The organism is Enterobacter hormaechei subsp. xiangfangensis, from assembly GCF_001729785.1.
GTDB lineage: Bacteria > Pseudomonadota > Gammaproteobacteria > Enterobacterales > Enterobacteriaceae > Enterobacter > Enterobacter hormaechei_C.
In genome coordinates, this window is the sequence record NZ_CP017183.1 from 2,257,675 (window position 1) to 2,281,308 (window position 23,634).

Below are 23,634 nucleotides of genomic sequence, written 5' to 3' on the forward strand. Positions count from 1 at the left end.
ACTTCTGACTACAATAGCCGCCATTTTGACCATAACGGATAACGACGAAGTATGCGCCTGCACTCCCATCATCTTGAACTGCTAAGCCCGGCCCGCGACGCCGCCATTGCCCGTGAAGCCATTCTTCACGGTGCGGATGCCGTCTACATTGGCGGCCCTGGCTTCGGTGCCCGGCATAACGCCAGCAACAGCCTGCGCGACATTGCCGAGCTGGTACCGTTCGCTCACCGTTTCGGGGCGAAGGTGTTTGTGACCCTGAACACCATTCTTCATGATGATGAGCTGGAGCCCGCGCAGCGTCTGATCACCGATCTCTACCAGACCGGCGTTGACGCCCTGATCGTTCAGGATATGGGCGTTCTGGAACTGGATATCCCGCCGATTGAGCTGCACGCCAGCACTCAGTGCGATATCCGCACCGTCGAGAAGGCGAAGTTTCTTTCGGACGTCGGGTTTACGCAGATTGTGCTGGCGCGCGAGCTGAACCTGAACCAGATCCGCGATATCCATCAGGCGACCGACGCGACCATTGAATTCTTTATCCACGGTGCGCTGTGTGTGGCCTATTCCGGGCAGTGTAATATCTCTCACGCCCAGACGGGGCGCAGCGCTAACCGGGGCGACTGCTCTCAGGCCTGCCGTCTGCCGTATACCCTGAAAGACGATCAGGGCCGCGTGGTGGCATTCGAAAAACACCTGCTGTCGATGAAAGATAACGATCAGACGGCGAACCTCGGTGCGCTGATCGATGCTGGCGTACGCTCCTTCAAAATTGAAGGGCGCTACAAGGACATGAGCTACGTGAAAAATATCACCGCCCATTATCGTCAGATGCTGGATGCCATCATCGACGATCGCGGTGATCTGGCGCGCGCCTCCGCCGGGCGTACAGAGCATTTCTTTATTCCGTCTACGGACAAAACCTTCCACCGCGGCAGCACGGACTATTTCGTGAATGCCCGTAAAGGGGATATTGGCGCGTTCGACTCACCGAAGTTTATCGGCCTGCCGGTGGGTGAAGTGCTGAAAGTGGCGAAAGATCATCTTGACGTTCAGGTGACAGAGCCGCTGGCGAACGGCGATGGTCTCAACGTGATGATCAAACGTGAAGTAGTGGGTTTCCGCGCCAATACGGTGGAGAAAACCGGCGAAAATCGCTATCGCGTCTGGCCGAACGAAATGCCTGCCGATCTCTACAAAGCCCGGCCTAATGCGGCGCTTAACCGTAACCTGGATCACAACTGGCAGCAGGCCTTGCTCAAGACCTCCAGCGAGCGCCGCATTGCGGTGGATATCGCGCTGGGGGGCTGGGAAGAGCAGCTGATCCTGACCATGACCTGCGAAGACGGCATCAGCGTGACGCATACGCTCGACGGCCTGTTCGAGGTGGCGAACAATGCGGAGAAAGCGCTCAACAACCTCAAGGATGGCGTGGCGAAGCTGGGGCAGACCATTTATTACGCGCGCAATATTGAGGTGAATCTGCCGGACGCGCTGTTCGTGCCGAACAGCCTGCTGAACCAGTTCCGCCGTGAAACGGCCGAGATGCTGGATGAAGTACGCCTGGCAAACTATTCGCGCGGCAGCCGTAAGGCCGAAGCGGTGCCTGCGCCGGTCTACCCGGACACGCATCTTTCTTTCCTCGCGAACGTATACAACCACAAAGCGCGTGCGTTTTATCATCGTCACGGCGTGCAGCTGATTGACGCCGCGTATGAAGCGCATGAAGAGAAGGGCGATGTGCCGGTGATGATCACCAAACACTGCCTGCGGTTTGCTTTTAACCTTTGTCCGAAACAGGCGAAAGGCAATATTAAAAGCTGGAAAGCGACGCCGATGCAGCTGGTGAATGGCGATGAAGTGCTGACGCTGAAGTTTGACTGCCGTCCGTGTGAAATGCACGTTATCGGCAAGATGAAGAATCACATCTTCAAAATGCCGCCGCCGGGAAGCATTGTGGCCTCCGTCAGCCCTGACGATTTGATGAAGACCCTGCCGAAGCGTAAAGGCAGCTAACCCGCAGAGTGGGTATCCGGTTTGCGCGATTTCTGCCAGGTATGGTGCTCGCGCAACCCCTCCGCAGACTCCTCAGCCGCGCTGCGTAACTCGTCGCTGTCAGCTTCATGACGAAGCTGATGGTCGGCGTTTTTCACATACACAAATTCATGCCCTTTGTGCTCCGCCATAATCTGTCCTGAGAACAGGGCGCTAATCACCAGCAGTAGCGAAAATTCTTTTCTGAACATCCTTTATCCCCTGAAAATACGCTACGGTCATCGTAGGGATAATTTCATAGAGTAATTATTCGACTCTTTAAATTTGAGAAAATAGAGTGTCAAAAATTGTGGTCGCAATAAAACGCGCTTAAGACTATTCTTAAAAGCGATATCGACGTTGTAAACTCCCATTTCTGGTATGCAAAGAACAACTAGATTTATTGGGAAATCATTTACAATAAGATTTTTCTGGCTAAGGATTGGATCGAATAAATGAAAAAAATAATCGTGCTATCACTTCTGGGCGTAGTGGTTGCGGTGGGTGCTGCGGCCAGCATCTATTCAAATGAAGAACCAGAATATATTCAGTCAGCAAAAAGCCGTGTCGGATCGTATTTAACCAGCGATTACGGACGTGTCGAATGTAATAGCACCCAGGTAAGTGAAGATCGCTGGGAGCTGGGCTGTACCAATAAGGCGAGAGGCAAAACCTTCCAGTTCGCCGTTTACCCACCCGAGCAGGCACCGTATGGGGTCTCTCGTGCGTTTTATCTCGAAGCGATTAATGATGATGCCCGCCAGAGTGCAGATCAGGGGCTGATGCGTTATCTGCAAATTAATACCAAAGCGGGTTAATCGATTCGTTTATGCTTCGTTGAGGCTCACAGTGGTAGATTGCTGGTGATCCACATCCCGGTAGGGAATACCGGAGCGTAGATACCAAAATACAAATCTATCCATGCAAGCATTTACCGCCAGATTATGGCGGTTTTTTTTTGCCCGTTTATCGTACCGGCTGTAAAAATTGTTTGCGATATTGCGCGGGCGAAAGCGCAAATTGCTGCCGGAAATGGTGGCGCAGCGTGGCGCTTTGTCCAAATCCGGTTTGTTCCGCAATATTATCAATGCTGAGCCGACTGTTTTCGAGATAATCTTTTGCCCGCTGCAATCGCGCAGTCAATAACCAGCGCGCGGGCGTTGTCCCGGTCGCGTCCTGGAAACGGCGCAGAAAGGTGCGTTGACTCATACCCACCCGCAGGGCCAGCGATTCGACGGTATGGGAAACGGCCAGATGCTGGTGAAGATAATCGAACAGCTGGCCCAGGCGCTGGCTCTCCCGCAACTGAGCCACCGGTCGGCTAAGTTGCTGGGTTTGCGAGCCGTCCCGATGGGGCGGGATCACCAGTCGACGCGCCACGCGGTTTGCTGCCTCCATACCGTAATTCCGGCGCACCACGTGCAGACACAGATCAATCCCCGCGGCGCTGCCGGCGGAAGTGAGAATATCGCCTTCGTCCTGGTAGAGCACATCTTCGACCACGGTGATGGCGGGAAAGCGTGTTTTCAGAGCTTGCGTGTAGCGCCAGTGGGTGGTTGCCTTCCGCCCGTCAAGCAGGCCTGAGGCTGCCAGAACGAAAACGCCAGAACAGATCGAGAGTAGCTGGCAGCCGCGGGCATGCGCCGCGCGGAGCGCCTGGCAGAGCGCTTCGGGTACGGGTTCATCCAGCCCTCGCCAGCCGGGTACAACAACCAGATCCGCCGTTTCAAGCAGACGCAGATCGCCGTCGGCCAGAATACGGATCCCGCCCGTTGCCCGGAGCTCGCCGCCATCCACGCTCGCCACGGCGAACTGATACCAGTCATCGCCCATCTCCGGGCGCGGCAAGCCAAAGATTTCTACCGCCACGCCAAACTCAAAGGTACATAAACCGTCATATGCCAGCACGACCGCGCGCGGCGAGGGATGTCTTAAGTTTGTCATCTTTTTGCTGTTTTCTGGCATAGGCGGACGCATTCATGTGCTGAATTAAGGGATAGAGTAGTGTTAACACAAACACCACAAATGAGGAAGATTCATGAGCTATGTTACTGAATTTCCGGCTGCTGAGCCGCAGGAAGCCGTGGGGCATTTTCTGCGTCGTCTGAGCGTCGAGACGGACTGCGCCGATGTCCATCACGCGGTATCCAGCGGTGAGCAGGACTTTGTTCTGCTGCACGTTGTCGGGAAGCCTGAACATTTTGCCCGGCGGCATCTGCCCGGCGCGCTGCATTTACCCTGGAGCCAGATCACCGCCGAGCGGATGACAGCGTGGCCAGAGGGCACGCTGTTTGTCGTCTATTGTGCAGGCCCGCACTGCAACGGGGCGGACAGGGCGGCGCTGAAGCTGGCGCGTCTGGGTCTGCCGGTTAAGATTATGCTCGGGGGCATGACCGGCTGGGAAGATGAGCGGTTCGCGTTTGCAGGATCTTCATCGCCCGCCCTGTGAACATGAATTTATTTCAACACAGATGAAATTTTCTCGTTTGTCGGCGGCGAGCCGGTATGACATCTTTTTAGGACGTTTAGACATCCAGAAGTCTAAATGTTCAAGAGATGAATTATCACTGTGGGCAATTAACGCCGACAGACAGAGGAGATTTCCATGCAGCGACACCACGCCCCGTACCGCGCCGATGTAGTCGGCAGTTTTTTACGCCCGGACTCTGTTAAACAGGCCCGTCTGCAATTTGCCAGCGGTGAGATCGATGCCGGTCAGCTTCGCGCGGTTGAGGACGAGGCCATTCGCCATGTTGTCGAACAGCAGTGCGCCTGCGGTCTGCATGTGGTAACGGACGGTGAATTCCGCCGCGCCTGGTGGCACTTTGACTTCTTTGACGGGCTACAGGGCGTAGAGCGTTATGATTCGCAGCAGGGCATTCAGTTCAACGGGGTGCAGACCAAAGCCCACGGCGTGCGCGTAACGGGCAAACTGGGCTTCGGCGATCATCCTATGCTGGAAGATTTTCGCTACCTCAAAAGCATCAGCGGTAACGCACAGCCGAAGATGACCATTCCGAGCCCGAGCGTGCTGCACTTCCGCGGTGGCCGCAAGGATATTGATGCCACGGTCTACCCGGATCTGAAGGATTACTTTGACGATCTGGCGACAACCTGGCGCGATGCCATTCGGGCCTTTTACGATGCAGGCTGCCGCTATCTGCAACTGGATGATACCGTCTGGGCCTACCTTTGTTCAGAAGACCAGCGCCGCCAGATCCGCGAGCGCGGTGACGATGCAGACGAACTTGCCCGAACCTATGCCCGGGTGCTGAATAAGGCGCTGGAGGGCAAACCGGACGACCTGACCATCGGGCTGCACGTCTGCCGCGGCAACTTCCGCTCAACCTGGATTTCCGAAGGCGGCTATGAGCCGGTGGCGGAGGTGCTGTTCGGCACGGTGAACGTCGACGCGTTCTTCCTGGAGTACGACAACGACCGTAGCGGCGACTTTGCGCCACTGCGTTTTGTGCGCCCGGGTAAACAGCAGGTGGTGCTGGGGCTGATCACCACCAAGCACGGTGAACTGGAGAACCCGGAAGGGGTGAAAGCGCGTCTGGAAGAGGCTGCGCGCTACGTGGCGAAAGAGCAGATTTGCCTCAGCCCGCAGTGCGGATTTGCCTCCACGGAAGAGGGTAACAGCCTGAGCGAAGCCCAGCAGTGGGATAAAATTCGCCTGGTGACGAAAATCGCCAGCGACGTCTGGTAACGCCGTTCACAGCGCTGCATTATTACAGTGCAGCGCTGTACCATTCTGAGTCGTTTACCGTAAATCCTCTCTTCGAACCCGTTTAAATCCTGCCTCTGCAACCTGGCACCCTTTTTGCTCTCCTGAAACTGACGTTACTTTTTCTGCGTCCGGGCGGTAACGGACGTCTTCGCACAGCTTTCTTTTTCAGGAGTGAAAATATGCACCGTCGTACCTTTATAAAAGCGTTCGCCTTGTCCGCCTCCGTGGTCGCCATGGGGGTCAGTTTTGGCGTCCAGGCCGCAGAGACCATTAAAGTCGGGATCATGCACTCACTCTCCGGCACGATGGCCATTTCAGAAACGCCCCTGAAAGATGTCGCCCTGATGACCATCGATGAAATTAACGCCAAAGGCGGCGTGCTCGGGAAAAAGCTGGAGCCGGTGGTGGTTGACCCGGCCTCCAACTGGCCGCTGTTTGCCGAAAAGGCCCGCCAGCTTCTGAGCCAGGATAAGGTCGCCGTGGTGTTTGGCTGCTGGACCTCCGTATCGCGTAAATCGGTTCTGCCGGTTTTTGAGGAGCTGAACGGTTTGCTGTTCTATCCGGTGCAGTACGAAGGTGAAGAGATGTCACCTAACGTCTTCTATACCGGCGCGGCGCCTAACCAGCAGGCGATCCCGGCGGTGGAGTACCTGATGAGCGAGGACGGCGGCAGCGCGAAACGCTTCTTCCTGCTGGGAACGGACTACGTTTACCCGCGCACCACGAACAAGATCCTGCGCGCCTTCCTGCACTCGAAAGGCGTGGAAGATAAAGATATTGAAGAGGTCTTCACTCCATTTGGTCATAGCGATTACCAGACCATCGTCGCCAGTATCAAGAAATTCTCTGCGGGCGGTAAAACGGCGGTGGTCTCCACCATCAACGGTGATTCCAACGTGCCTTTCTATAAAGAGCTGGCGAACCAGGGGCTGAAAGCCACGGACGTGCCGGTTGTGGCGTTCTCGGTGGGCGAGGAGGAACTGCGCGGCATTGATACCAAACCGCTGGTGGGTAACCTGGCGGCGTGGAACTACTTTGAATCCGTCGATAACCCGACCAACCAGACCTTTGTCGCGGCCTACAAAGCCTACGCGAAAGCCCATAAGCTGCCGAATGCCGATACCGTCGTCACCAACGATCCGATGGAAGCGACCTACGTCGGCCTGCATATGTGGGCGCAGGCGGTTGAAAAAGCGGGGACAACCGACGTGGACAAAGTGCGCGCGGCAATGGCGGGCCAGTCGTTCAACGCGCCGTCCGGCTTTACGCTGACCATGGATGTCACCAACCACCACCTGCATAAGCCCGTCATGATTGGTGAAATCGAAGGCAACGGCCAGTTCAACGTCGTCTGGCAAACCGAACAGCCGGTACGCGCTCAGCCGTGGAGCCCGTTTATCGCCGGGAATGACAAAAAACCTGACCAGCCGATGAAAACCGCCAGCAACTAAGCCACCACCAGGGAGAGACGTCATGAATGCCATGCGCATGATGATTGCGATTGTGTGGCTTACCGGACTGCTGCCAGGGATGGCGCAGGCATCGGATGCCGATGATTTTGTTGCCGCTAGCCGCAGCGAGCAGACCGCCATGCTGACCCGCTGGGCAGCCACGCCGGAACCTGCACGTTTGCCGCTGCTTAAGGCGCTGCAACAGGAGAACCTTTATGGCGACAGCCAGAAGAAGGCTTTTACCCGCATCGACGGCGAAATGGTTGCCCTGGGCGCGGCAAAGAGCGCCGAAGGAACGACCAAAGCCGTGCGGCTGACCAACCGGCTGCGCGTGTTAACCGTCACGGCGCTGGCGACGCATCAGCTTGTAAGTGACAGTGTCACCGAAAAGCGTCATGCCGCGCGGCAACTTCAGCGTGACGCCCAGCCGGGTATGCTCGGGTTTCTGCAACAGCGGGCTAATCGCGAAACGGACGACGTCACCCGACAGTCGCTGAGGCTGGTGCTGGCAAATCTTCAGCTGGCGAGTCCGCAGGCGGAAACGCGCCTCAACGCGGTTGAACTGTTGGGACAGTCTGACGATCCGGACGTTCAGGCCACGCTGACGCCGTTCACCCGGGCGCAAACCGAGCCGGACGCACGGGTACGTGCCGCCGCCGCTGAGAGCCTGGACCGTATTCAGCACCGGCTGATGTGGGGTGAACTGCTGGGGCAGGCCTTCATGGGCCTGTCGTTGGGGTCGGTACTCTTGCTGGCCGCGCTCGGGCTGGCTATCACCTATGGTCTGCTGGGGGTGATTAACATGGCCCACGGTGAAATGCTGATGCTCGGGGCGTATGCTACCTGGTTGGTGCAGCAGGTGATGGCGCAGTGGATGCCTCAGTGGCTGGCGCTCTATCCGGTGGTGGCGCTGCCGGTGGCGTTTTGCCTGACGGCAGGTATCGGGATGGTGCTGGAGCGCACGGTGATCCGCCATCTGTATGGCCGCCCGCTGGAAACCCTGCTCGCCACCTGGGGGATCAGCCTGATGCTTATCCAGCTGGTGCGCATGACCTTTGGCGCTCAGAACCTTGAGGTCGCAAACCCGGCCTGGCTGTCCGGCGGGGTGCAGGTTTTCGCCAACCTGACGCTGCCGTGGAACCGTATTGTGGTGCTCGGGTTTGTGTTGCTGGTGCTGTTCTTCACCTGGCTCATTCTGAATAAAACGCGTCTGGGGCTGAACGTGCGGGCGGTGACGCAAAACCGCAGCATGGCGGCCTGCTGCGGCGTCCCCACCGGACGGGTAGATATGCTGGCGTTTGGCCTCGGGTCCGGCATTGCCGGGCTGGGCGGCGTGGCGTTGTCCCAGCTGGGGAACGTGGGACCGGAGCTGGGCCAGGGATACATCATTGATTCGTTCCTGGTGGTGGTGCTCGGCGGCGTCGGCCAGCTGGCCGGTAGCGTCGCGGCGGCCTTTGGTCTGGGGATCTTCAATAAAATTCTTGAACCGCAGATGGGCGCCGTGCTGGGCAAGATCCTGATTCTGGTGGCGATCATTCTGTTTATCCAGAAACGTCCGCAGGGGTTATTCGCACTTAAAGGGAGGGTGACAGACTGATGAGCCAGCCATTGACCTTAACACTGGCGCGCAGGGCACCGCGCACCGCGCAAATCTTCGGCAGTCTGCTGGTTGCGGCGCTGCTGGTGCTGCCTTTTCTCGCGCTGTTGCCCGCCACCCATCCGCTGGCCGTTTCCACGTGGATGTTGACGCTCATCGGCAAGATCCTCTGCTACGCGGTGGTCGCCGTGGCCCTCGATCTGGTCTGGGGCTATGCCGGTATGCTCTCGCTGGGGCACGGCATATTCTTCGCCCTGGGCGGCTATGCGATGGGCATGTACCTGATGCGCCAGGCGGCCGGAGACGGGCTGCCCGCGTTTATGTCGTTTCTCTCGTGGAGCGAACTGCCCTGGTTCTGGTGGGGAACGCAGCATTTTGCCTGGGCACTGGTGTTAATTGTGACGATACCCGGCCTGCTGGCGCTGGTCTTCGGCTGGTTTGCTTTCCGCTCGAAGATCAAAGGGGTCTATTTCTCCATCATGACCCAGGCGCTGACCTATGCGGGCATGCTGCTGTTCTTTCGCAACGAAACCGGCTTTGGCGGCAATAACGGCTTTACCGGCTTTACCACGCTGCTCGGATTTTCCGTCACGGCGACCACCACGCGGATCGCGCTGTTTCTCGCAACGGTCGTGCTGCTGCTTCTGGCCCTGGGCACAGGCTACGCGCTGGCGAAGAGTAAATTTGGCCGCATTTTAACGGCGGTGCGCGATGCGGAAAACCGTCTCACGTTCTGCGGCTACGATCCGCGCGGCTTCAAGCTGCTGGTCTGGACGCTTTCCGCCGTGCTGTGTGGCCTGGCGGGGGCGCTGTACGTTCCGCAGGTGGGCATTATCAACCCGGGTGAAATGTCGCCAACCAACTCGATTGAAGCGGCCATCTGGGTAGCGCTGGGCGGGCGCGGCACTCTGGTGGGCCCGGTGATTGGCGCGGCGCTGGTCAACGGTGCGAAGAGCTTTTTCACCGTGGCGATGCCGGAGTACTGGCAGCTGTTTCTGGGGCTGATTTTCATCGCCGTGACGCTGTTTTTACCGCGCGGCGTGTTCGGTCTGTTTCGTAAGGGAGAGAATTAATGCAGCCCTCTGAAGGACTCTTTACCCGCCAGCTACCGGGCGACCGTTACCGCGAGCAGACCGATCCGGTGTTGCAGCTCGAGGCCATTAACGTCAGTTTCGACGGTTTTCAGGCGTTGACCGATCTCTCGCTGAATATCGGCGTCGGAGAATTGCGCTGCATCATTGGCCCTAACGGAGCCGGTAAAACCACGCTGATGGACGTGATCACCGGCAAAACCCGGCCAAAAAGCGGGAAAGCTATTTACGATCAGTCCATCGATCTGACTGCCCTGGAACCGGCGGCCATCGCCCGTCAGGGCATTGGCCGTAAGTTCCAGAAGCCGACCGTGTTTGAAGCGTTGACCGTAGGGGAAAACCTCGAAATCGCCATGAAAGCCGACAGGTCCGTCTGGGCGAGCCTGCGGGCCACGCTCAGCGGCGAGCAGCGCGACCGCATTGACGAGATGCTGGTTTTGCTGCGGCTTGGCAGTGAGCGCGATCGCCGTGCCGGACTGCTTTCCCACGGACAGAAGCAGTTTCTGGAGATCGGCATGCTGCTGGTGCAGGACCCGCACCTGTTGCTGCTGGACGAACCCGCAGCCGGTATGACCGACGCAGAGACGGAATACACAGCCGAGCTGTTCCGAACCCTGGCAGGCAAGCATTCGCTGATGGTGGTTGAGCACGATATGGGCTTCGTCGAGACCATCGCCGACCACGTCACGGTGCTGCATCAGGGGCGGGTACTGGCGGAAGGTTCGCTTCGCGAGGTACAGGCCAATGAACAGGTAATTGACGTCTATCTGGGACGTTAAGGAGAGGGGATGTTACAGGTTTGCGAACTGAATCAGTACTACGGCGGAAGTCATATTCTGCGCGGGGTGAGCTTTGAGGCGGTCGTCGGGGAAGTTACCTGCCTGCTGGGGCGCAACGGGGTGGGCAAAACCACGCTACTGAGGTGCCTGATGGGGCTGATCCCGGTGAAAGCCGGGGAGGTCGTCTGGCAGGGAAAGACCATCACTCACAGTAAACCGCACCAGCGAGTGCAGTCCGGCGTGGCGTATGTTCCGCAGGGGCGGGAGATTTTTCCGCGTCTGACCGTAGAAGAAAACCTGCTGATGGGGCTGTCGCGCTTCTCAGCGGGAAACGCAAGAAGCGTACCGGAGGAGATTTGGCAGCTTTTCCCGGTGCTGAAGGAGATGAAGCACCGACGCGGAGGCGATCTTTCCGGTGGTCAGCAACAGCAGCTGGCGATTGGTCGCGCGCTGGCGAGCCGTCCACAGTTACTGATTCTGGATGAACCCACGGAAGGTATTCAGCCGTCGGTGATTAAAGAGATTGGGCAGGTGATCCGCAGCCTGGCGAACCGGGGGGATATGGCGATCCTGCTGGTGGAGCAATTTTATGATTTTGCGGCAGAGCTGGCCGACAGCTATCTGGTGATGTCGCGCGGCAGCATCGTCAAGCAGGGGCGCGGGGAGAATATGGAGCAGGAGGGCGTTCGCGGGCTGGTTGCGATCTGAAATGTTATAATATAACATCCCTGTTCTTATAAAACGGAATGAGGATTTTGCTGTGGCTGCACAACCTGGAAAAATTGCGCTGACTTTGGGAACGCTGCTGGTAAGCGGCTCGCTTTTTGCCCATTCGCACGGTCATCAGATGACGGAGGCGGAACAGAAGGCGGCAAACGGCGTCTTTGAGGATAAAGACGTCAGGGACAGGAAGCTGTCTGACTGGGACGGAACCTGGCAGTCTGTTTACCCGTTCCTGCTTGATGGTTCGCTGGATCCGGTTTTCGAAAAGAAAGCGCAGAAAGGAGAAAAATCTGCTGCCGAGGTGAAGGCCTACTACCGCAAGGGTTACGCGACGGACGTGGACGCCATCGGCATTGAAAACAACGTGATGGAATTCCACCGAGGCAAAACGGTGAGCAGCTGCCGCTACGACTACAGCGGCTACAAAATTCTGACCTATGCGTCGGGGAAAAAAGGTGTGCGCTACCTGTTTGAGTGCAAGGATAACGCGAGCGAGGCGCCTAAGTTTGTGCAGTTCAGCGACCATATCATCGGGCCGAAAGCCTCTTCACACTTCCATATCTTTATGGGCAACACCTCCCACGAGGCGCTGCTGAAAGAGATGGATAACTGGCCGACCTACTACCCGAATGAGATGTACAAAGAGCAGGTGGTGGAGGAGATGTTGCACCACTAAGGTGTTGGTTTTGCCGGGGGACGGCTTCGCCTTACCCGGCCTGGGATTAGGGTTTTCCAGGTCGGGTAAGCGCAGCGCTACTCGACACGCTATCTTCACTTTTCACGCGCATCCCGCGCAATATCATCAGCCAGGCCGCAATGATGGCGGCCATCATAATGATAAATAATGACCAGTGCGGCAGATGGGTCAGGATGAACCCGGTGATCATCGGGTTCGCCGCCGCGCCCAGCCAGCCCAGCGCTTGTGCGGAGAAGTAGCTCGCCTTCATGCCCGGCGGGGCGATATTGTCGATCAGCATGTATTCACCCGGTGCATAAATAATCTCACCCAGGGTGAAAATCGCTGCCGCGATCCCCCAGTAAATCAGGTTCTCGCCGGAAAGCATAAACCCCCCCAGCCCGAGGATGAAAAAAAGCGTCGCGGCGGTCATTAGCGGACGGATATTGCTGGCGGTGATCTTCCGTCCAAGCGCATATTGCAGGGTGACGACCACCGCCGCGTTGACGGGCAACACAACGGCCACCACCTTTTCTGCGAAATCACTGTCCGCATGTGCAGCGAGGACATACTGGGAAATGCAGGTGGCGAACGATCCACCCACATACGACGCCAGCAGCCCGGAAAGCGTGTACCAGAACAGCGCCCGGTCTTTCAGCAGCACCGAGGGTTGCCATGGCATTTTCTCCTCAGGGCTGTCCGAGGCTATGCTTTTCTGCACAAAGAAATGGATAAACCCGAGCGGCAGTGCGGCGCAGAAGGCCGCCAGCCAGAACGGCAGTTGCAGGCTGTACATCACAAGCAGGGTGCCGATCGGCGGCCCGATCGTCCAGCCGATGTTCAGGAAACTGTAGTTGAGTGAGAAAACGCGCGCCTTTTCGCTGGAGGTCAGCACGTCGGCAAACCATGCTTTCAGCACCGTTGAGAAGACGGAATAGGCGCAGTTAATCAGGGCAAAGAACAGCACTACCAGCGTCACGTTATTCACCAGCGGAATGGCCACAAACCCGGCGATAAAGGCGACGATGGCGATCAGCATATAGCGTTTTTTGTCGAATTTATCCGCCAGGATGCCAAACCCCAGGCTAAACACCACGCCAATGGTCAACGCCACGGTAAGGGCATAGCCAATATTCTCCACGCTCATATCGTACACGCGTGTGAGATATATGGTCATAAAGGGCAGCGTTGCCCCGCGGCCAATTGTTAATAACAATGACGATGCCAGCAGCGCTGCGGTTGAGCGCCTGATTGATGGTTTCATTTTCCTGCCCGACAAATGCTTATGCTTTTTTTGTTGTGTTATTACAGGATTATCATGGGATCGGCAGCTTGTATAGCACCCAATTTATCCGCAAGTGCTTCTCTTCAGTACCAGAATTAATGATCTTCTCGCGGGGCTATTTTTTCTGTTACCTTGAAGTGTTTACAAAATTTTAATATTTCAGGGGCGGAAAATGACGCGGAAAGACGGGCTGTTAGCGTTGCTGGTTGTCGTGGTGTGGGGACTCAATTTTGTGGTCATCAAAATTGGGTTGCACAACATGCCTCCACTGATGCTGGCGGGTCTGCGCTTCCTGCTGGTGGCGTTTCCGGCGCTGCTGTTCGTTGCCCGCCCGAAAATTCCCCTCAAGCTGCTGCTGGGCTACGGCCTCACCATCAGCTTTGGTCAGTTTGCGTTTCTTTTTTGCGCTATTAAATTCGGTATGCCTGCGGGCCTGGCTTCGCTGGTGCTTCAGGTGCAGGCGTTCTTTACCATCATTCTCGGCGCGTTTGTCTTTGGCGAACGCTTGCAGGGCAAACAGCTGGCGGGCATTAGCCTTGCGGTCTTTGGCGTGCTGGTGCTGATTGAAGGCAGCCTCAACGGTCAGCATGTCGCGCTGCTGGGCTTTATGCTCACCCTGGCGGCGGGGCTGAGCTGGGCGTGCGGCAATATCTTTAACAAGCTGATAATGCAGCACGAGGCGCGTCCGGCGGTCTTATCGCTGGTGGTCTGGAGCGCGTTGATCCCCATCGTACCGTTTATGGCCGCGTCATTTATTCTGGAGGGGCCGCAGGCGATGCTGAAAAGCCTGATGGAGATCGACCTGACGACTATTTTGTCGCTGATCTATCTGGCGTTCGTTGCCTCAATCATTGGCTATGGTATCTGGGGATCGCTGCTCGGACGCTATGAAACCTGGCGCGTGGCGCCGTTATCGCTGCTGGTACCGGTGGTCGGGCTTGCCAGCGCCGCACTGTTGCTGGATGAAACGCTCGGCGCGCTGCAACTGTGTGGCGCAGGGCTGATTATGGCCGGGCTGTATATCAACGTCTTTGGCTTGCGGGTGCGTCGGGCGACGCGGGTGCAGGGTTAAGGCAGAAAAAAGCCCCGCATTAGCGGGGCAAAAACGAATTACAGGTCGTGGTTGTAATACGGCACGCCTAATTCGTCGGATTTGTCGCTGCCAGCGCCCATGTGATTGAAGTCCCAGGGCGACTGGTTTTGCGTGGACGGCATAATCATGGTGTCGCGATTATTTTGCTGACCCGCACTGGGGGTTTGCTCCGCGAAGCTCTGGCCGGAAACCAGCACCAGCAAGGTGAGGACGGCGGAGGCGATAAATTTCATGATTTCCTCGGTTACGTCTTAACAGGCGATGATTAACTGCAATGTTTAAGCGGATACAGATAACGGGATTCACCCGGCATACTGGTAATACGGTACTTATGAGGCGGCACGTCAAAGTAGTTCTTGAACGTACGCGTCAGGGTTTGTTGCGATTCAAATCCGTAACGTTCCGCCAGATAGAGGATCGGCTCATTGCTTTCTTTCAGTTTTTGGGCAATCTCCGTCAGCTTGCGGCTGCGAATATATTGTCCTAATGAATGGCCGGTCTCTTTTTTAAACATCCGTTGCAGGTGCCATTTTGAGTAACCTGAACGCTCAGACACTTTCTCAAGGGAGAGCGGAGATTCCAGGTTATCTTCGATCCAGTCCAAAATGCTATGAATGGTGATAGCGTCAGTATTGCGTCTGGACATCGTCATACCTCTTTTTCTGTTTACGGCAGGATTTTCTTGAGTAAGAGCTCAAGCGTTGCCACTTCATCTGCCGATAAGTTTTTTGTCAGTTCCTGGTGCAGTGTTTGTCCTACTAATTGATGACATTGCTCACACATGGCCGCGCCATCGCTGGTCAGTTTCACCAGTACGCCACGTTTGTCATTTGGGTTAGGGCTTCGTTCTACCCATCCTTTACAGACGAGACGATCCAGCATGCGGGTTAACGCACCCAGATCGACAGAGAGCACCTTTTTCAGCTCAACCGGCGTGATACACACTTCGCAGCGAATGGAACACAGCACTTTAAACTGTGTTGCGGTGATATCCAGCGGTGACAGATAGTCATTGAGCAGGCGATCTTTTTTCTGATTAACCATATGAATAAGACGACCCAGTGGGATTATGTCGTTAAAGAGGTCACTGGTGCTTTTCACAATGGTTGCCCTGGCAAGTAGTTTAGTCACGGCAGATATTATTGCTCAGGCAAGTATAAGTCAACTGAATGAATCGGCCGATGCCACGAAATGCTAAAACGCTTCAGGAACTCATTCTGTACGCTTTTAAATCATACAGATAATCTGGGGTTATGAATTACGAGAGACAATTATGGTTACGCTGCGCGGATGGCTACGGACGAGGATTTGCCCCTATAATTGCGATGTTGAATAAGGATAAGGACTGCGGTGCATTATGTTGGATTTGATTAAAGCAGTGGGGCTTGGGCTGGTGGTGTTGCTGCCGCTGGCGAACCCGTTAACGACGGTGGCGCTTTTTCTGGGGCTGGCGGGGAACATGAACAGCGCGGAGCGCAATCAGCAGTCGATGATGGCCTCTGTGTACGTCTTTGCCATAATGATGGTGGCTTATTACGCCGGGCAACTGGTGATGAATACCTTTGGTATTTCGATTCCCGGTCTGCGTATCGCTGGCGGGCTGATCGTGGCCTTTATTGGTTTCCGGATGCTGTTCCCGGCGCACAAAGCGCACGAATCCCCGGAAGCCAAAAGCAAATCGGAGGAGCTTGAAAGCGAACCGAGCGCCAACATCGCGTTTGTGCCGTTAGCCATGCCGAGCACGGCAGGGCCGGGAACGATTGCGATGATCATCAGTTCCGCCTCAACGGTGCGTGATGGGTCGACATTTCCGCACTGGGTTATCACCGTTGCGCCGCCGATCATTTTTGCGCTTATTGCCATTATTGTCTGGGGGTCATTGCGCAGTTCCGGGGCGATTATGCGCTGGGTGGGCAAGGGGGGGATTGAAGCTATCTCCCGTCTGATGGGCTTCCTGCTGGTCTGTATGGGCGTGCAGTTTATTATTAACGGCGTGCTGGAGATTGTTAAGACGTATCATTGAGAACGTTGCCGGGTAAGCGCAGAGCCACCCGGCACAACAAACGTCAACCGTGGCTGGTCTGTTCTTCCATCGCGACCGGCCATTTACGGAAGATAAGCACCGACCAGATCAGCGCGATCAGCGCCGGAATCGCCCCGAGATAGCCAATGGCCGACATCGATACATGCAGGCTGATCTGATTTCCCACCAGCGCACCGGCGCCAATCCCCAGATTAAAAATCCCGGAGAAGAGCGACATCGCTACGTCCGTGGCGTCCGGGGCCAGCGCCAGCACTTTGACCTGCATTCCCAGACCAATAATCATGATCGCCACGCCCCAGAACAGACTGAGGATCGCCAGATGACTCTCGCTGCCTGCCGCAGGCATCAGTAACAGCAGACATGCCAGCAGCAGGCCAATCGCACTGCTTACAAGCGCAGACGCATGCTGATTGCCCAGCTTCCCGAACAGGATGCTGCCGATAATCCCCGCGCCGCCCAGGATCAGCAGCAGAACGGTGGCAAAGTTAGCGCTAAAGCCCGCCACAACCTGAACAAACGGCTCAATATAGCTGTAGGCCGTGTAATGGGCGGTCACCACAATCACGGTCAGCAAATAGATGCTCATCAGCGCCGGTCGACGCATCAGCAGCGGAAGACTTCTCAGCGAGCCGGAGTGTTCGCTGGGCAGTTTTGGCAGCAGTTTGATCAGACACACCAGGGTGATCAGCGCCCCCATGCCGATGGCAAAGAAGGTGGTGCGCCAGCCGAAGTATTGACCCACAATGCGCCCGATCGGCAGGCCTAACACCATCGCCAGCGCCGTTCCGGTGGCAATCAGGCTCAGCGCCTGGGCGCGTTTCCCCGCCGGGGCCAGACGAATGGCGAGCGATGCGGTGATCGACCAGAAAACGGCATGGGCAAACGCGATGCCGACGCGGCTGATGACCAGCACGGTGAAGTTCCATGCCATAAATGACAGCACATGGCTGGCAATGAACACCACAAACAGCCCAATCAGCAGCTTACGACGTTCCATCTGGCTGGTCAGCAGCATAAACGGCAGCGACATCAGCGCTACCACCCATGCATAGATGGTCAGCATAATGCCAACCTGTGCCGTTTCCATATGGAAGCTGGCCGCAATGTCGGACAGCAGCCCAACCGGAACAAATTCCGTGGTGTTGAAAATAAACGCTGCGATGGCGAGCGTGACCACGCGTAGCCACGCGACCCTGCGGGAAACCGTGTGTGTTGTCATAGGGATATCTGGGATTCGTTGCCTGAAAGATGAGGAGACGATCTTAAAGCCTTAAACGGCGAAAACTCAACCGTTATGTGATATGAATCACAAAATTTACCTTCATGCAGCGGTAGCGAACGCGGTTGTTTTCATTGAAGATAAAGAACAACACAACAAAAACAGGCGGTAACACAATGCAGGAGATTGATTTTTATCTGGTAGATGCGTTCAGCGCGTCCTCCTTTGGCGGCAACCCGGCGGCGGTGTGCCCCCTCGACGCGTGGCTACCGGATGAGACGTTACTGCGGATGGCACAACAGCATAACCAGTCGGAAACCGCGTTTTTTGTGTGTACCAAAGGGGGGATCGAGTTGCGCTGGTTCACCACGCTAACCGAGGTTAATCTGTGTGGTCACGCGACGCTTGCCGTGGCGTATATTCTGTTTAACGAACTGGATTATCCGGACTCACGCCTTCATTTTGACACTGCCTCTGGTCGCCTGACCGTCAGCCGTGAAGGTGACTGGATGACGCTGGACTTCCCGGCCTGCCCGACGCAGGCGCAGACGCCGCCACCGGAGTTGCTCACCGCACTCGGTATCAGCCACTACGTCGAGGCGCGAAAAGGCCGCGCCTGGGTGCTGGTACTGGAGAGCCGCGAGCAGGTGGAAGCCATTAATCCGGATTTCTCCGCCATGACGCCGGGGGAGCATAAAGTGGCCGTCACCGCCCGGGACGAAGGAGAATACGACTTTATCAGTCGTTTCTTCTCGCCGGGCGTGGCCGTGCCGGAAGATCCTGTCACCGGCTCCGCGCACACCATGCTGATCCCTTACTGGAGTGCACGGCTTGGCAAAACACAGATGTTTGCCCGCCAGGTTTCCGCCCGTGGAGGAGACGTACGCTGCGAACTCAAGGGCGACCGCGTGCGGATGGGCGGGCAGGCGGCGCTGTATCTGAAGGGCACAGTATTTCTGCGCTGAATAAATCTAAGAGGAACCAACGATGCAGGAAATTGATTTTTATCTGGTAGATGCTTTCAGCGGCAGGGCGTTCGGCGGCAATGCGGCGGCGGTGTGTCCGCTGGAAGCGTGGCTACCGGATGAGACGCTGCTGAAGATGGCGAAGCAGCATAATCAGTCAGAGACGGCGTTTTTTGTCCGAACGGATAACGGGTTTGAACTGCGCTGGTTTACCACGCAGGATGAAATTAACCTCTGTGGCCACGCAACCCTCGCGGCTTCTCACGTTATTTTTGAATACCTGGATTATCCGCATACGGAAATCACCTTCACCACGCGCTTTGTCGGCGAACTGACGGTACAACGCAGCGGCGACTGGCTGACGCTTAATTTCCCGGCGTGGTCAACCGAGGTTGTCGATACTCCACCCCCAGTGCTGTTCAGCGCGCTGGGCATTAACGCGACAAACGAGGTCCGTGTGGGGCGTGACTACATGGTGGTGCTCGACAGCCAGCGGCAGGTGGAGGCGCTGACGCCGGATATCACTGCCATGCTCCCGCTGGGGAAAATGGTCTGCGTTACAGCGCCGGGAGATGAGTATGATTTCGTCAGCCGCTTCTTCTGCCCGGGGGAAGGGGTGCCGGAGGATCCGGTGACGGGATCAGCTCACAGCATGCTGATCCCGTACTGGAGCGAAAAGCTTGGTAAAACGCAGATGTCGGCCCGCCAGGTCTCCTTGCGCGGCGGGGATCTGCGCTGCGAGCTGAAAGGCGACCGCGTGCTGATTGGAGGGCAGGCCACGCTGTATATGAAGGGAAAAATTTTCCTTCGACTCCAGGACTACGTTCAACTTTAACAACTGGGCGCAGGTGGCTGACGCTCGTTCAGCAGCGCGATAAATGCCTCCAGCTGGCGGGTCATCGCCCCGCGTCGCCACACCAGCCAGGTGGTGAGCCAGCGCCAGTTTTCCGCCAGCGGCCACGCCGCCACCTGATGATGCCCCGGCATGCTCTCCAGCATGGAGCGGGGCATCAGCGCAATGCCTGCCCCGGCAATCACACAGGCGAGCATCCCGTGGTAGGACTCCATCTCATGGATCCTTCCCGGCGTTACGCGGTCGGCATGGAACCAGCTCTCCAGATGACGCCGGTAAGAACAGTTGGCGCGAAAGGCATACACGTCGCTGCCGCTCACCTGCGTGGCTTTTGACACTTCCGCGTGGCCCGCAGGGGTGACCAGCATCATCTCTTCCCGGTAAACCGGCATCCCTTCCAGTTCCGGGTGCGAGAGCGGCCCGTCGACAAAGGCGGCGCTAAGCGTCCCTTCAAGCACGCCGTCAATCATCGTACCGGAAGGCCCGGTGGATAACGCAAACTGAATGCGCGGATAGCGCTGGTTAAACCGCGCCAGACTTTCCGGAATGCGTACGGCGGCGGTACTTTCCAGCGCGCCGAGCGAGAATAATCCCTGCGGTTCATCCCCGGCGACGACCATTCGCGCTTCGTCGACCAGCGCCAGGATCTGTTTGCTGTAGCGCAAAAAATTGTGCCCGGCGGGGGAAAGCCGCAGGCGCTGATTCTCGCGAATAAACAGCTCCACGCCGAGATCCGCTTCTAGCTGTCGGATGCGGGTGGTGAGGTTTGAGGGCACCCGGTGTACCTTCTGCGCCGCCTGGGTAATGCTGCCGGTCAGTGCGACGGCGTTAAACATCTCAAGCTGAGTTAAGTCCATACCGTTCTCGATTCGTGAATAAGGTGGTGAGTATTATTCATTTTTAAGAAATAGCAGAGTAGGCCACAATCAATCAACTGTTATTACGTGGAGAACATCATGACCTATTCATCTGCTACCCATGCCCACTCTGTCAACCCGGCTACCGGCGAAACGCTGGCTGCTTACCCGTGGGCAACGTCCCGTGACGTTGAGCGTGCCATTGCACAGGCGGATACTGGTTTTCGTCAATGGCGACGCGAAAGCGTGGCGCACCGGGCGCAAAAACTTCGCGATCTGGGTGCGGCACTGCGTAGCCGTGCGGAAGAGATGGCGCAGACTATCTCCCGGGAGATGGGCAAGCCCATTGTGCAGGCGCGTGCGGAGGTGGCTAAGTCCGCCAGCCTTTGCGACTGGTACGCTGAACACGGCCCGTCGATGCTGCACCCGGAATCAACCCAGGTCGAAAATGCGGTGATTGAGTACCGTCCGCTGGGACCTATTCTTGCGGTGATGCCGTGGAACTTCCCGCTCTGGCAGGTGCTGCGCGGTGCGGTGCCGATCCTGCTGGCAGGGAACAGCTATCTGCTTAAACATGCGCCTAATGTGCTCGGCTCGGCGGAGCTGATCGGGAAGGTATTCGCGGATGCCGGTTTCCCGGAGGGGGTCTTTGGCTGGGTGAACGCGACGAATGACGGCGTCAGCCAGGCGATTAACGATCGGCGTATCGCGGCGGTGACCGTAACCGGCAGCGTTCGGGCTGGTGCGGCAATTGGCGCGCAGGCGGGCGCGGCGCTGAAGAAATGCGTGCTGGAGCTGGGCGGTTCCGATCCGTTTATCGTTCTGAACGATGCGGATCTTGATCTGGCCGTCAACGCGGCGGTGGCCGGACGTTATCAGAATACCGGACAGGTTTGTGCGGCGGCAAAACGCTTTATTGTGGAAGCGGGCGTAGCGGACGCCTTTACCCAACGCTTTGTTGACGCGGTCAAGGCGCTGAAGATGGGCGCACCGGATGAGGAAGATAACTATATTGGCCCGATGGCGCGATTTGATCTTCGCGATGAACTGCATCAGCAGGTGCAGGCTACGCTGGCGGAAGGGGCGACCCTGCTGCTCGGCGGAGAGAAGCTTGCCGGGAGCGGTAACTATTATGCGCCAACCGTACTCGGCGGCGTCACCCGACAGATGACGGCCTTCCGTCAGGAGCTGTTTGGCCCGGTGGCCGCGATTACCGTCGCCAATGATGCGGCGCACGCGTTGCAGCTGGCTAACGACAGCGATTTTGGCTTATCGGCGACGGTCTTTACCGCTAACGATGCGCTGGCTGAAACCTTCTCTCGCGAGCTGGAGTGCGGCGGAGTCTTTATCAACGGCTATAGCGCAAGCGATGCGCGCGTTGCCTTTGGCGGAGTGAAGAAGAGCGGCTTCGGGCGAGAGCTATCTCATTTCGGTCTGCATGAGTTCTGTAATGTGCAGACGGTGTGGAAGGATCGCATCTAATATTGTTGCCGGGTAAGGCCAGGCCGCTACCCGGCAGTTCACGTTTCCTGTCATTTTTGCGTAATGGTTCTGTCATTTTCGTTTCGTAGACTCGCCGCGTCTAACGTATTGTTACAGAAGAAAATTATGAACCTAACGCAAATTTTTAGTCGTCTTGCGCCGCGCTTTATTCCTCGTCAGTTTGGCCTGCTGACCGGCATCTTTTGTATTATTGGCCTTTTCTCCGCCCTGCAACTCTCTTCCTCCTTCCTGCTCACCGCCTCCCTGAATCAAGCCCAGCGTAACGAACAGCGCAATCAGCTGGCCTGGCAGCAACAGAGCAGGCTGGATCAGGCCCGTATTTCGCTGCTTGCGGCGAGCGATCTGCTCAACCGCTCCGGAGTGTACTTTATGCAGGATAAAGAGACCGGTTCGGAAGGGAGCTGGCATAGCCTGATGGACGAGGCGCAAAAATCCCTGGCGGCGTCTCAACAGGCATGGCAAGCATGGCTCGCGCTTAATCCTCCGCAGGACGAGGGGCTTGTTAACAGCTATCAGCTGTTCTTCGGTGCCATTAGCGAGCAGGCGGAAGGGCTGGTGAAAACCAACAGCATCGACCTCTTTTTTGCCGTACCCGCCCAGGCCTTTCAGACCGATTTTAATGACAACTTTGCACGCTATCAGCAACGGAGTGAGAAGCAGGCGATACAGGGGCGTCAGTCGCTCATGGAACAACTCTCAGGCCTGCAACGGCTGTTCCTGTTTGCGCCGCTGGTGCTGCTGGCCATTGCCATAGCCGTCTGGTTTGGAATGGCGAAGTGGGTGATATCCCCGCTACGCCGTCTGATTATCCATATTAACCAGCTTGCGGCAGGGGATTTATCAGGCACGCCGCCTGACGTTGTGCGCTTTAACCGTGAAATCAGCCAGCTCTGCGGCAGTATTACCGCCATGCAGCTTGGGCTACAGCAGCTGGTGACTCAGGTCAGCGAGGCCACTACCGCCATGGTTGAAAATATTGGGTCACTTGCGCAGGGGAATCAGAAGCTTTATCAGCAGTCTACGCGACAAGCCAAAGAGCTGGAGGAGGTGACCGCGCATATCGCCGATCTCGAAACCCACGTTGAGGGGAACACAGGTTATGCAAAACTCGCCCGCTCGCGCGCGGATGAAGCCCGACAGGCTGCCGTAGGCGGGGAGCAAATGATGACGGCGGTGAATGGCTCGATGCAGACGATCGTCGACCGATCCTCAGAGATGCGCGGGATCGTCGCGATGATCGACAGCGTGGCGTTTCAGACCAACATTCTCGCCCTCAATGCTGCCATTGAAGCCGCCCATGCAGGAGAGCAGGGGCGCGGATTTGCGGTGGTCGCCCGGGAAGTGGGGTTGCTGGCCAGAAAAAGCAGTCACTCTACGCAAACCATCCAGGCGCTGATTAACCACTCGCTTCAGGGCATTGAGGAAGGATCTCAGGTGGTAAACCGTCTGGAAGAGAATTTGCAACAGGTCACCGGGCTGGTGGCGAATCTGAGCAGCCTGCTGAATGATATTTCCTTGGCCACCCTGAATCAGGGGGATAGCATCCATCAGATGACCCGTCAGCTTCAGGCGCTGAATCAGGTATCACGTCAGACTGATGTGCTGGTTAGCGAAGCGTCAAATGCCTCTGAGCGCCTGCATCAACAGTCCGATCTTTTGTTGCAGGCCGTCTCGCGTTTTCGTCTCCCTGCCTGACGTGACGTATAAGCCTCTGTTATACTCGCAGCCCGTTTT

General features: G+C 56.9%; 24 protein-coding genes. 16 read left to right on the top strand and 8 right to left on the bottom strand.

The window, feature by feature from the left end; all coding sequences use genetic code 11:
* Positions 1-51 precede the first annotated feature (51 nt).
* Complete coding sequence (locus tag BFV63_RS10810; RefSeq protein ID WP_003857212.1) at positions 52-2,016, top strand: peptidase U32 family protein; 1,965 nt, start codon at positions 52-54, stop codon at positions 2,014-2,016.
* On the opposite strand, the gene BFV63_RS10815 is transcribed toward BFV63_RS10810, so the two are convergent.
* Positions 2,013-2,246 carry a DUF2554 family protein gene (locus BFV63_RS10815; RefSeq protein WP_003857211.1) on the bottom strand — a complete coding sequence of 78 codons (234 nt, stop codon included), beginning with the start codon at positions 2,244-2,246 and terminating at the stop codon, positions 2,013-2,015. The genes BFV63_RS10810 and BFV63_RS10815 overlap by 4 nt on opposite strands.
* Before the next feature lie 243 nt (positions 2,247-2,489).
* Here BFV63_RS10815 and BFV63_RS10820 point away from each other — a divergent pair, with 243 nt between their 5' ends.
* A complete protein-coding gene (locus BFV63_RS10820) occupies positions 2,490-2,852 on the top strand; it encodes a hypothetical protein (RefSeq protein WP_003857209.1) in 363 nt (120 codons plus the stop codon).
* A 148-nt stretch (positions 2,853-3,000) separates the two neighbouring features.
* Here the strand turns inward: BFV63_RS10820 and ftrA are convergent, their stop codons facing one another.
* A complete protein-coding gene (gene ftrA, locus BFV63_RS10825; RefSeq protein WP_022651184.1) occupies positions 3,001-3,999 on the bottom strand; it encodes a transcriptional regulator FtrA in 999 nt (332 codons plus the stop codon).
* Positions 4,000-4,072: 73 nt separating this feature from the next.
* Between ftrA and BFV63_RS10830 the strand changes: the two genes are divergently transcribed.
* The 8 genes from BFV63_RS10830 to zinT all read left to right on the top strand — a co-directional run bounded on the left by BFV63_RS10830 (position 4,073) and on the right by zinT (position 12,081).
* Positions 4,073-4,483, top strand: a complete 411-nt coding sequence (locus BFV63_RS10830) for a rhodanese-like domain-containing protein (protein WP_003857206.1) — start codon at positions 4,073-4,075, stop codon at positions 4,481-4,483.
* A gap of 156 nt (positions 4,484-4,639) precedes the next feature.
* On the top strand, positions 4,640-5,743 hold the full coding sequence (locus tag BFV63_RS10835) for a cobalamin-independent methionine synthase II family protein (RefSeq protein WP_048240824.1): 1,104 nt from the start codon (positions 4,640-4,642) through the stop codon (positions 5,741-5,743).
* A gap of 200 nt (positions 5,744-5,943) precedes the next feature.
* On the top strand, positions 5,944-7,215 hold the full coding sequence (urtA, locus tag BFV63_RS10840; RefSeq protein ID WP_048240823.1) for an urea ABC transporter substrate-binding protein: 1,272 nt from the start codon (positions 5,944-5,946) through the stop codon (positions 7,213-7,215).
* 22 nt (positions 7,216-7,237) lie between these two features.
* Positions 7,238-8,812 carry an urea ABC transporter permease subunit UrtB gene (urtB, locus tag BFV63_RS10845; RefSeq protein ID WP_069597531.1) on the top strand — a complete coding sequence of 525 codons (1,575 nt, stop codon included), beginning with the start codon at positions 7,238-7,240 and terminating at the stop codon, positions 8,810-8,812.
* Positions 8,812-9,885, top strand: a complete 1,074-nt coding sequence (gene urtC, locus BFV63_RS10850; RefSeq protein WP_032609181.1) for an urea ABC transporter permease subunit UrtC — start codon at positions 8,812-8,814, stop codon at positions 9,883-9,885. The genes urtB and urtC overlap by 1 nt, the downstream gene beginning before the upstream one ends.
* Complete coding sequence (gene urtD, locus BFV63_RS10855; RefSeq protein WP_015570541.1) at positions 9,885-10,682, top strand: urea ABC transporter ATP-binding protein UrtD; 798 nt, start codon at positions 9,885-9,887, stop codon at positions 10,680-10,682. The genes urtC and urtD overlap by 1 nt, the downstream gene beginning before the upstream one ends.
* A gap of 9 nt (positions 10,683-10,691) precedes the next feature.
* On the top strand, positions 10,692-11,390 hold the full coding sequence (urtE, locus tag BFV63_RS10860) for an urea ABC transporter ATP-binding subunit UrtE (RefSeq protein WP_048240820.1): 699 nt from the start codon (positions 10,692-10,694) through the stop codon (positions 11,388-11,390).
* 52 nt (positions 11,391-11,442) lie between these two features.
* Positions 11,443-12,081, top strand: coding sequence for a metal-binding protein ZinT (zinT, locus tag BFV63_RS10865; protein ID WP_003857190.1), 639 nt, complete (start codon positions 11,443-11,445; stop codon positions 12,079-12,081).
* Positions 12,082-12,127: 46 nt separating this feature from the next.
* On the opposite strand, the gene ydeE is transcribed toward zinT, so the two are convergent.
* Positions 12,128-13,345: an efflux MFS transporter YdeE gene (gene ydeE / locus BFV63_RS10870; protein WP_048240818.1), complete on the bottom strand. Its 1,218-nt coding sequence runs from the start codon at positions 13,343-13,345 to the stop codon at positions 12,128-12,130.
* A gap of 193 nt (positions 13,346-13,538) precedes the next feature.
* Here ydeE and eamA point away from each other — a divergent pair, with 193 nt between their 5' ends.
* On the top strand, positions 13,539-14,438 hold the full coding sequence (gene eamA, locus BFV63_RS10875; protein ID WP_048240816.1) for an O-acetylserine/cysteine exporter: 900 nt from the start codon (positions 13,539-13,541) through the stop codon (positions 14,436-14,438).
* 38 nt (positions 14,439-14,476) lie between these two features.
* Here eamA and marB read toward each other — a convergent pair whose 3' ends face one another.
* The 3 genes from marB to marR are packed head-to-tail and all read right to left on the bottom strand — an operon-like array spanning position 14,477 to position 15,560.
* Positions 14,477-14,692: a multiple antibiotic resistance protein MarB gene (marB, locus tag BFV63_RS10880; RefSeq protein WP_048240814.1), complete on the bottom strand. Its 216-nt coding sequence runs from the start codon at positions 14,690-14,692 to the stop codon at positions 14,477-14,479.
* 32 nt (positions 14,693-14,724) lie between these two features.
* Entirely contained in the window at positions 14,725-15,105 is a 381-nt protein-coding gene (gene marA / locus BFV63_RS10885) for an MDR efflux pump AcrAB transcriptional activator MarA (protein ID WP_001303241.1), read from the bottom strand.
* A gap of 20 nt (positions 15,106-15,125) precedes the next feature.
* The gene (gene marR / locus BFV63_RS10890) at positions 15,126-15,560 is read right to left on the bottom strand and encodes a multiple antibiotic resistance transcriptional regulator MarR (protein WP_023314145.1); all 435 of its coding nucleotides are present in this window, start codon (positions 15,558-15,560) and stop codon (positions 15,126-15,128) included.
* Positions 15,561-15,816: 256 nt separating this feature from the next.
* Here marR and BFV63_RS10895 point away from each other — a divergent pair, with 256 nt between their 5' ends.
* Complete coding sequence (locus BFV63_RS10895) at positions 15,817-16,482, top strand: MarC family NAAT transporter (RefSeq protein ID WP_003857180.1); 666 nt, start codon at positions 15,817-15,819, stop codon at positions 16,480-16,482.
* Between the two features lie 43 nt (positions 16,483-16,525).
* Here BFV63_RS10895 and BFV63_RS10900 read toward each other — a convergent pair whose 3' ends face one another.
* Positions 16,526-17,722: a sugar transporter gene (locus tag BFV63_RS10900; protein ID WP_069597532.1), complete on the bottom strand. Its 1,197-nt coding sequence runs from the start codon at positions 17,720-17,722 to the stop codon at positions 16,526-16,528.
* 176 nt (positions 17,723-17,898) lie between these two features.
* On the opposite strand from BFV63_RS10900, the gene BFV63_RS10905 reads away from it, so the two are divergent.
* Both BFV63_RS10905 and BFV63_RS10910 read left to right on the top strand, forming a co-directional pair.
* Positions 17,899-18,687 carry a PhzF family phenazine biosynthesis protein gene (locus BFV63_RS10905; RefSeq protein WP_003857176.1) on the top strand — a complete coding sequence of 263 codons (789 nt, stop codon included), beginning with the start codon at positions 17,899-17,901 and terminating at the stop codon, positions 18,685-18,687.
* Between the two features lie 22 nt (positions 18,688-18,709).
* Positions 18,710-19,522, top strand: coding sequence for a PhzF family phenazine biosynthesis protein (locus tag BFV63_RS10910; protein WP_048240812.1), 813 nt, complete (start codon positions 18,710-18,712; stop codon positions 19,520-19,522).
* Here the strand turns inward: BFV63_RS10910 and ptrR are convergent.
* Positions 19,519-20,397: a putrescine utilization regulator PtrR gene (gene ptrR, locus BFV63_RS10915; protein WP_017382364.1), complete on the bottom strand. Its 879-nt coding sequence runs from the start codon at positions 20,395-20,397 to the stop codon at positions 19,519-19,521. The genes BFV63_RS10910 and ptrR overlap by 4 nt on opposite strands.
* A gap of 99 nt (positions 20,398-20,496) precedes the next feature.
* Between ptrR and sad the strand changes: the two genes are divergently transcribed.
* Positions 20,497-21,879, top strand: coding sequence for a succinate-semialdehyde dehydrogenase (sad, locus tag BFV63_RS10920; protein ID WP_023324648.1), 1,383 nt, complete (start codon positions 20,497-20,499; stop codon positions 21,877-21,879).
* Positions 21,880-22,005: 126 nt separating this feature from the next.
* Entirely contained in the window at positions 22,006-23,595 is a 1,590-nt protein-coding gene (locus BFV63_RS10925; RefSeq protein ID WP_045894367.1) for a methyl-accepting chemotaxis protein, read from the top strand.
* The last annotated feature ends 39 nt before the right edge of the window (positions 23,596-23,634 follow it).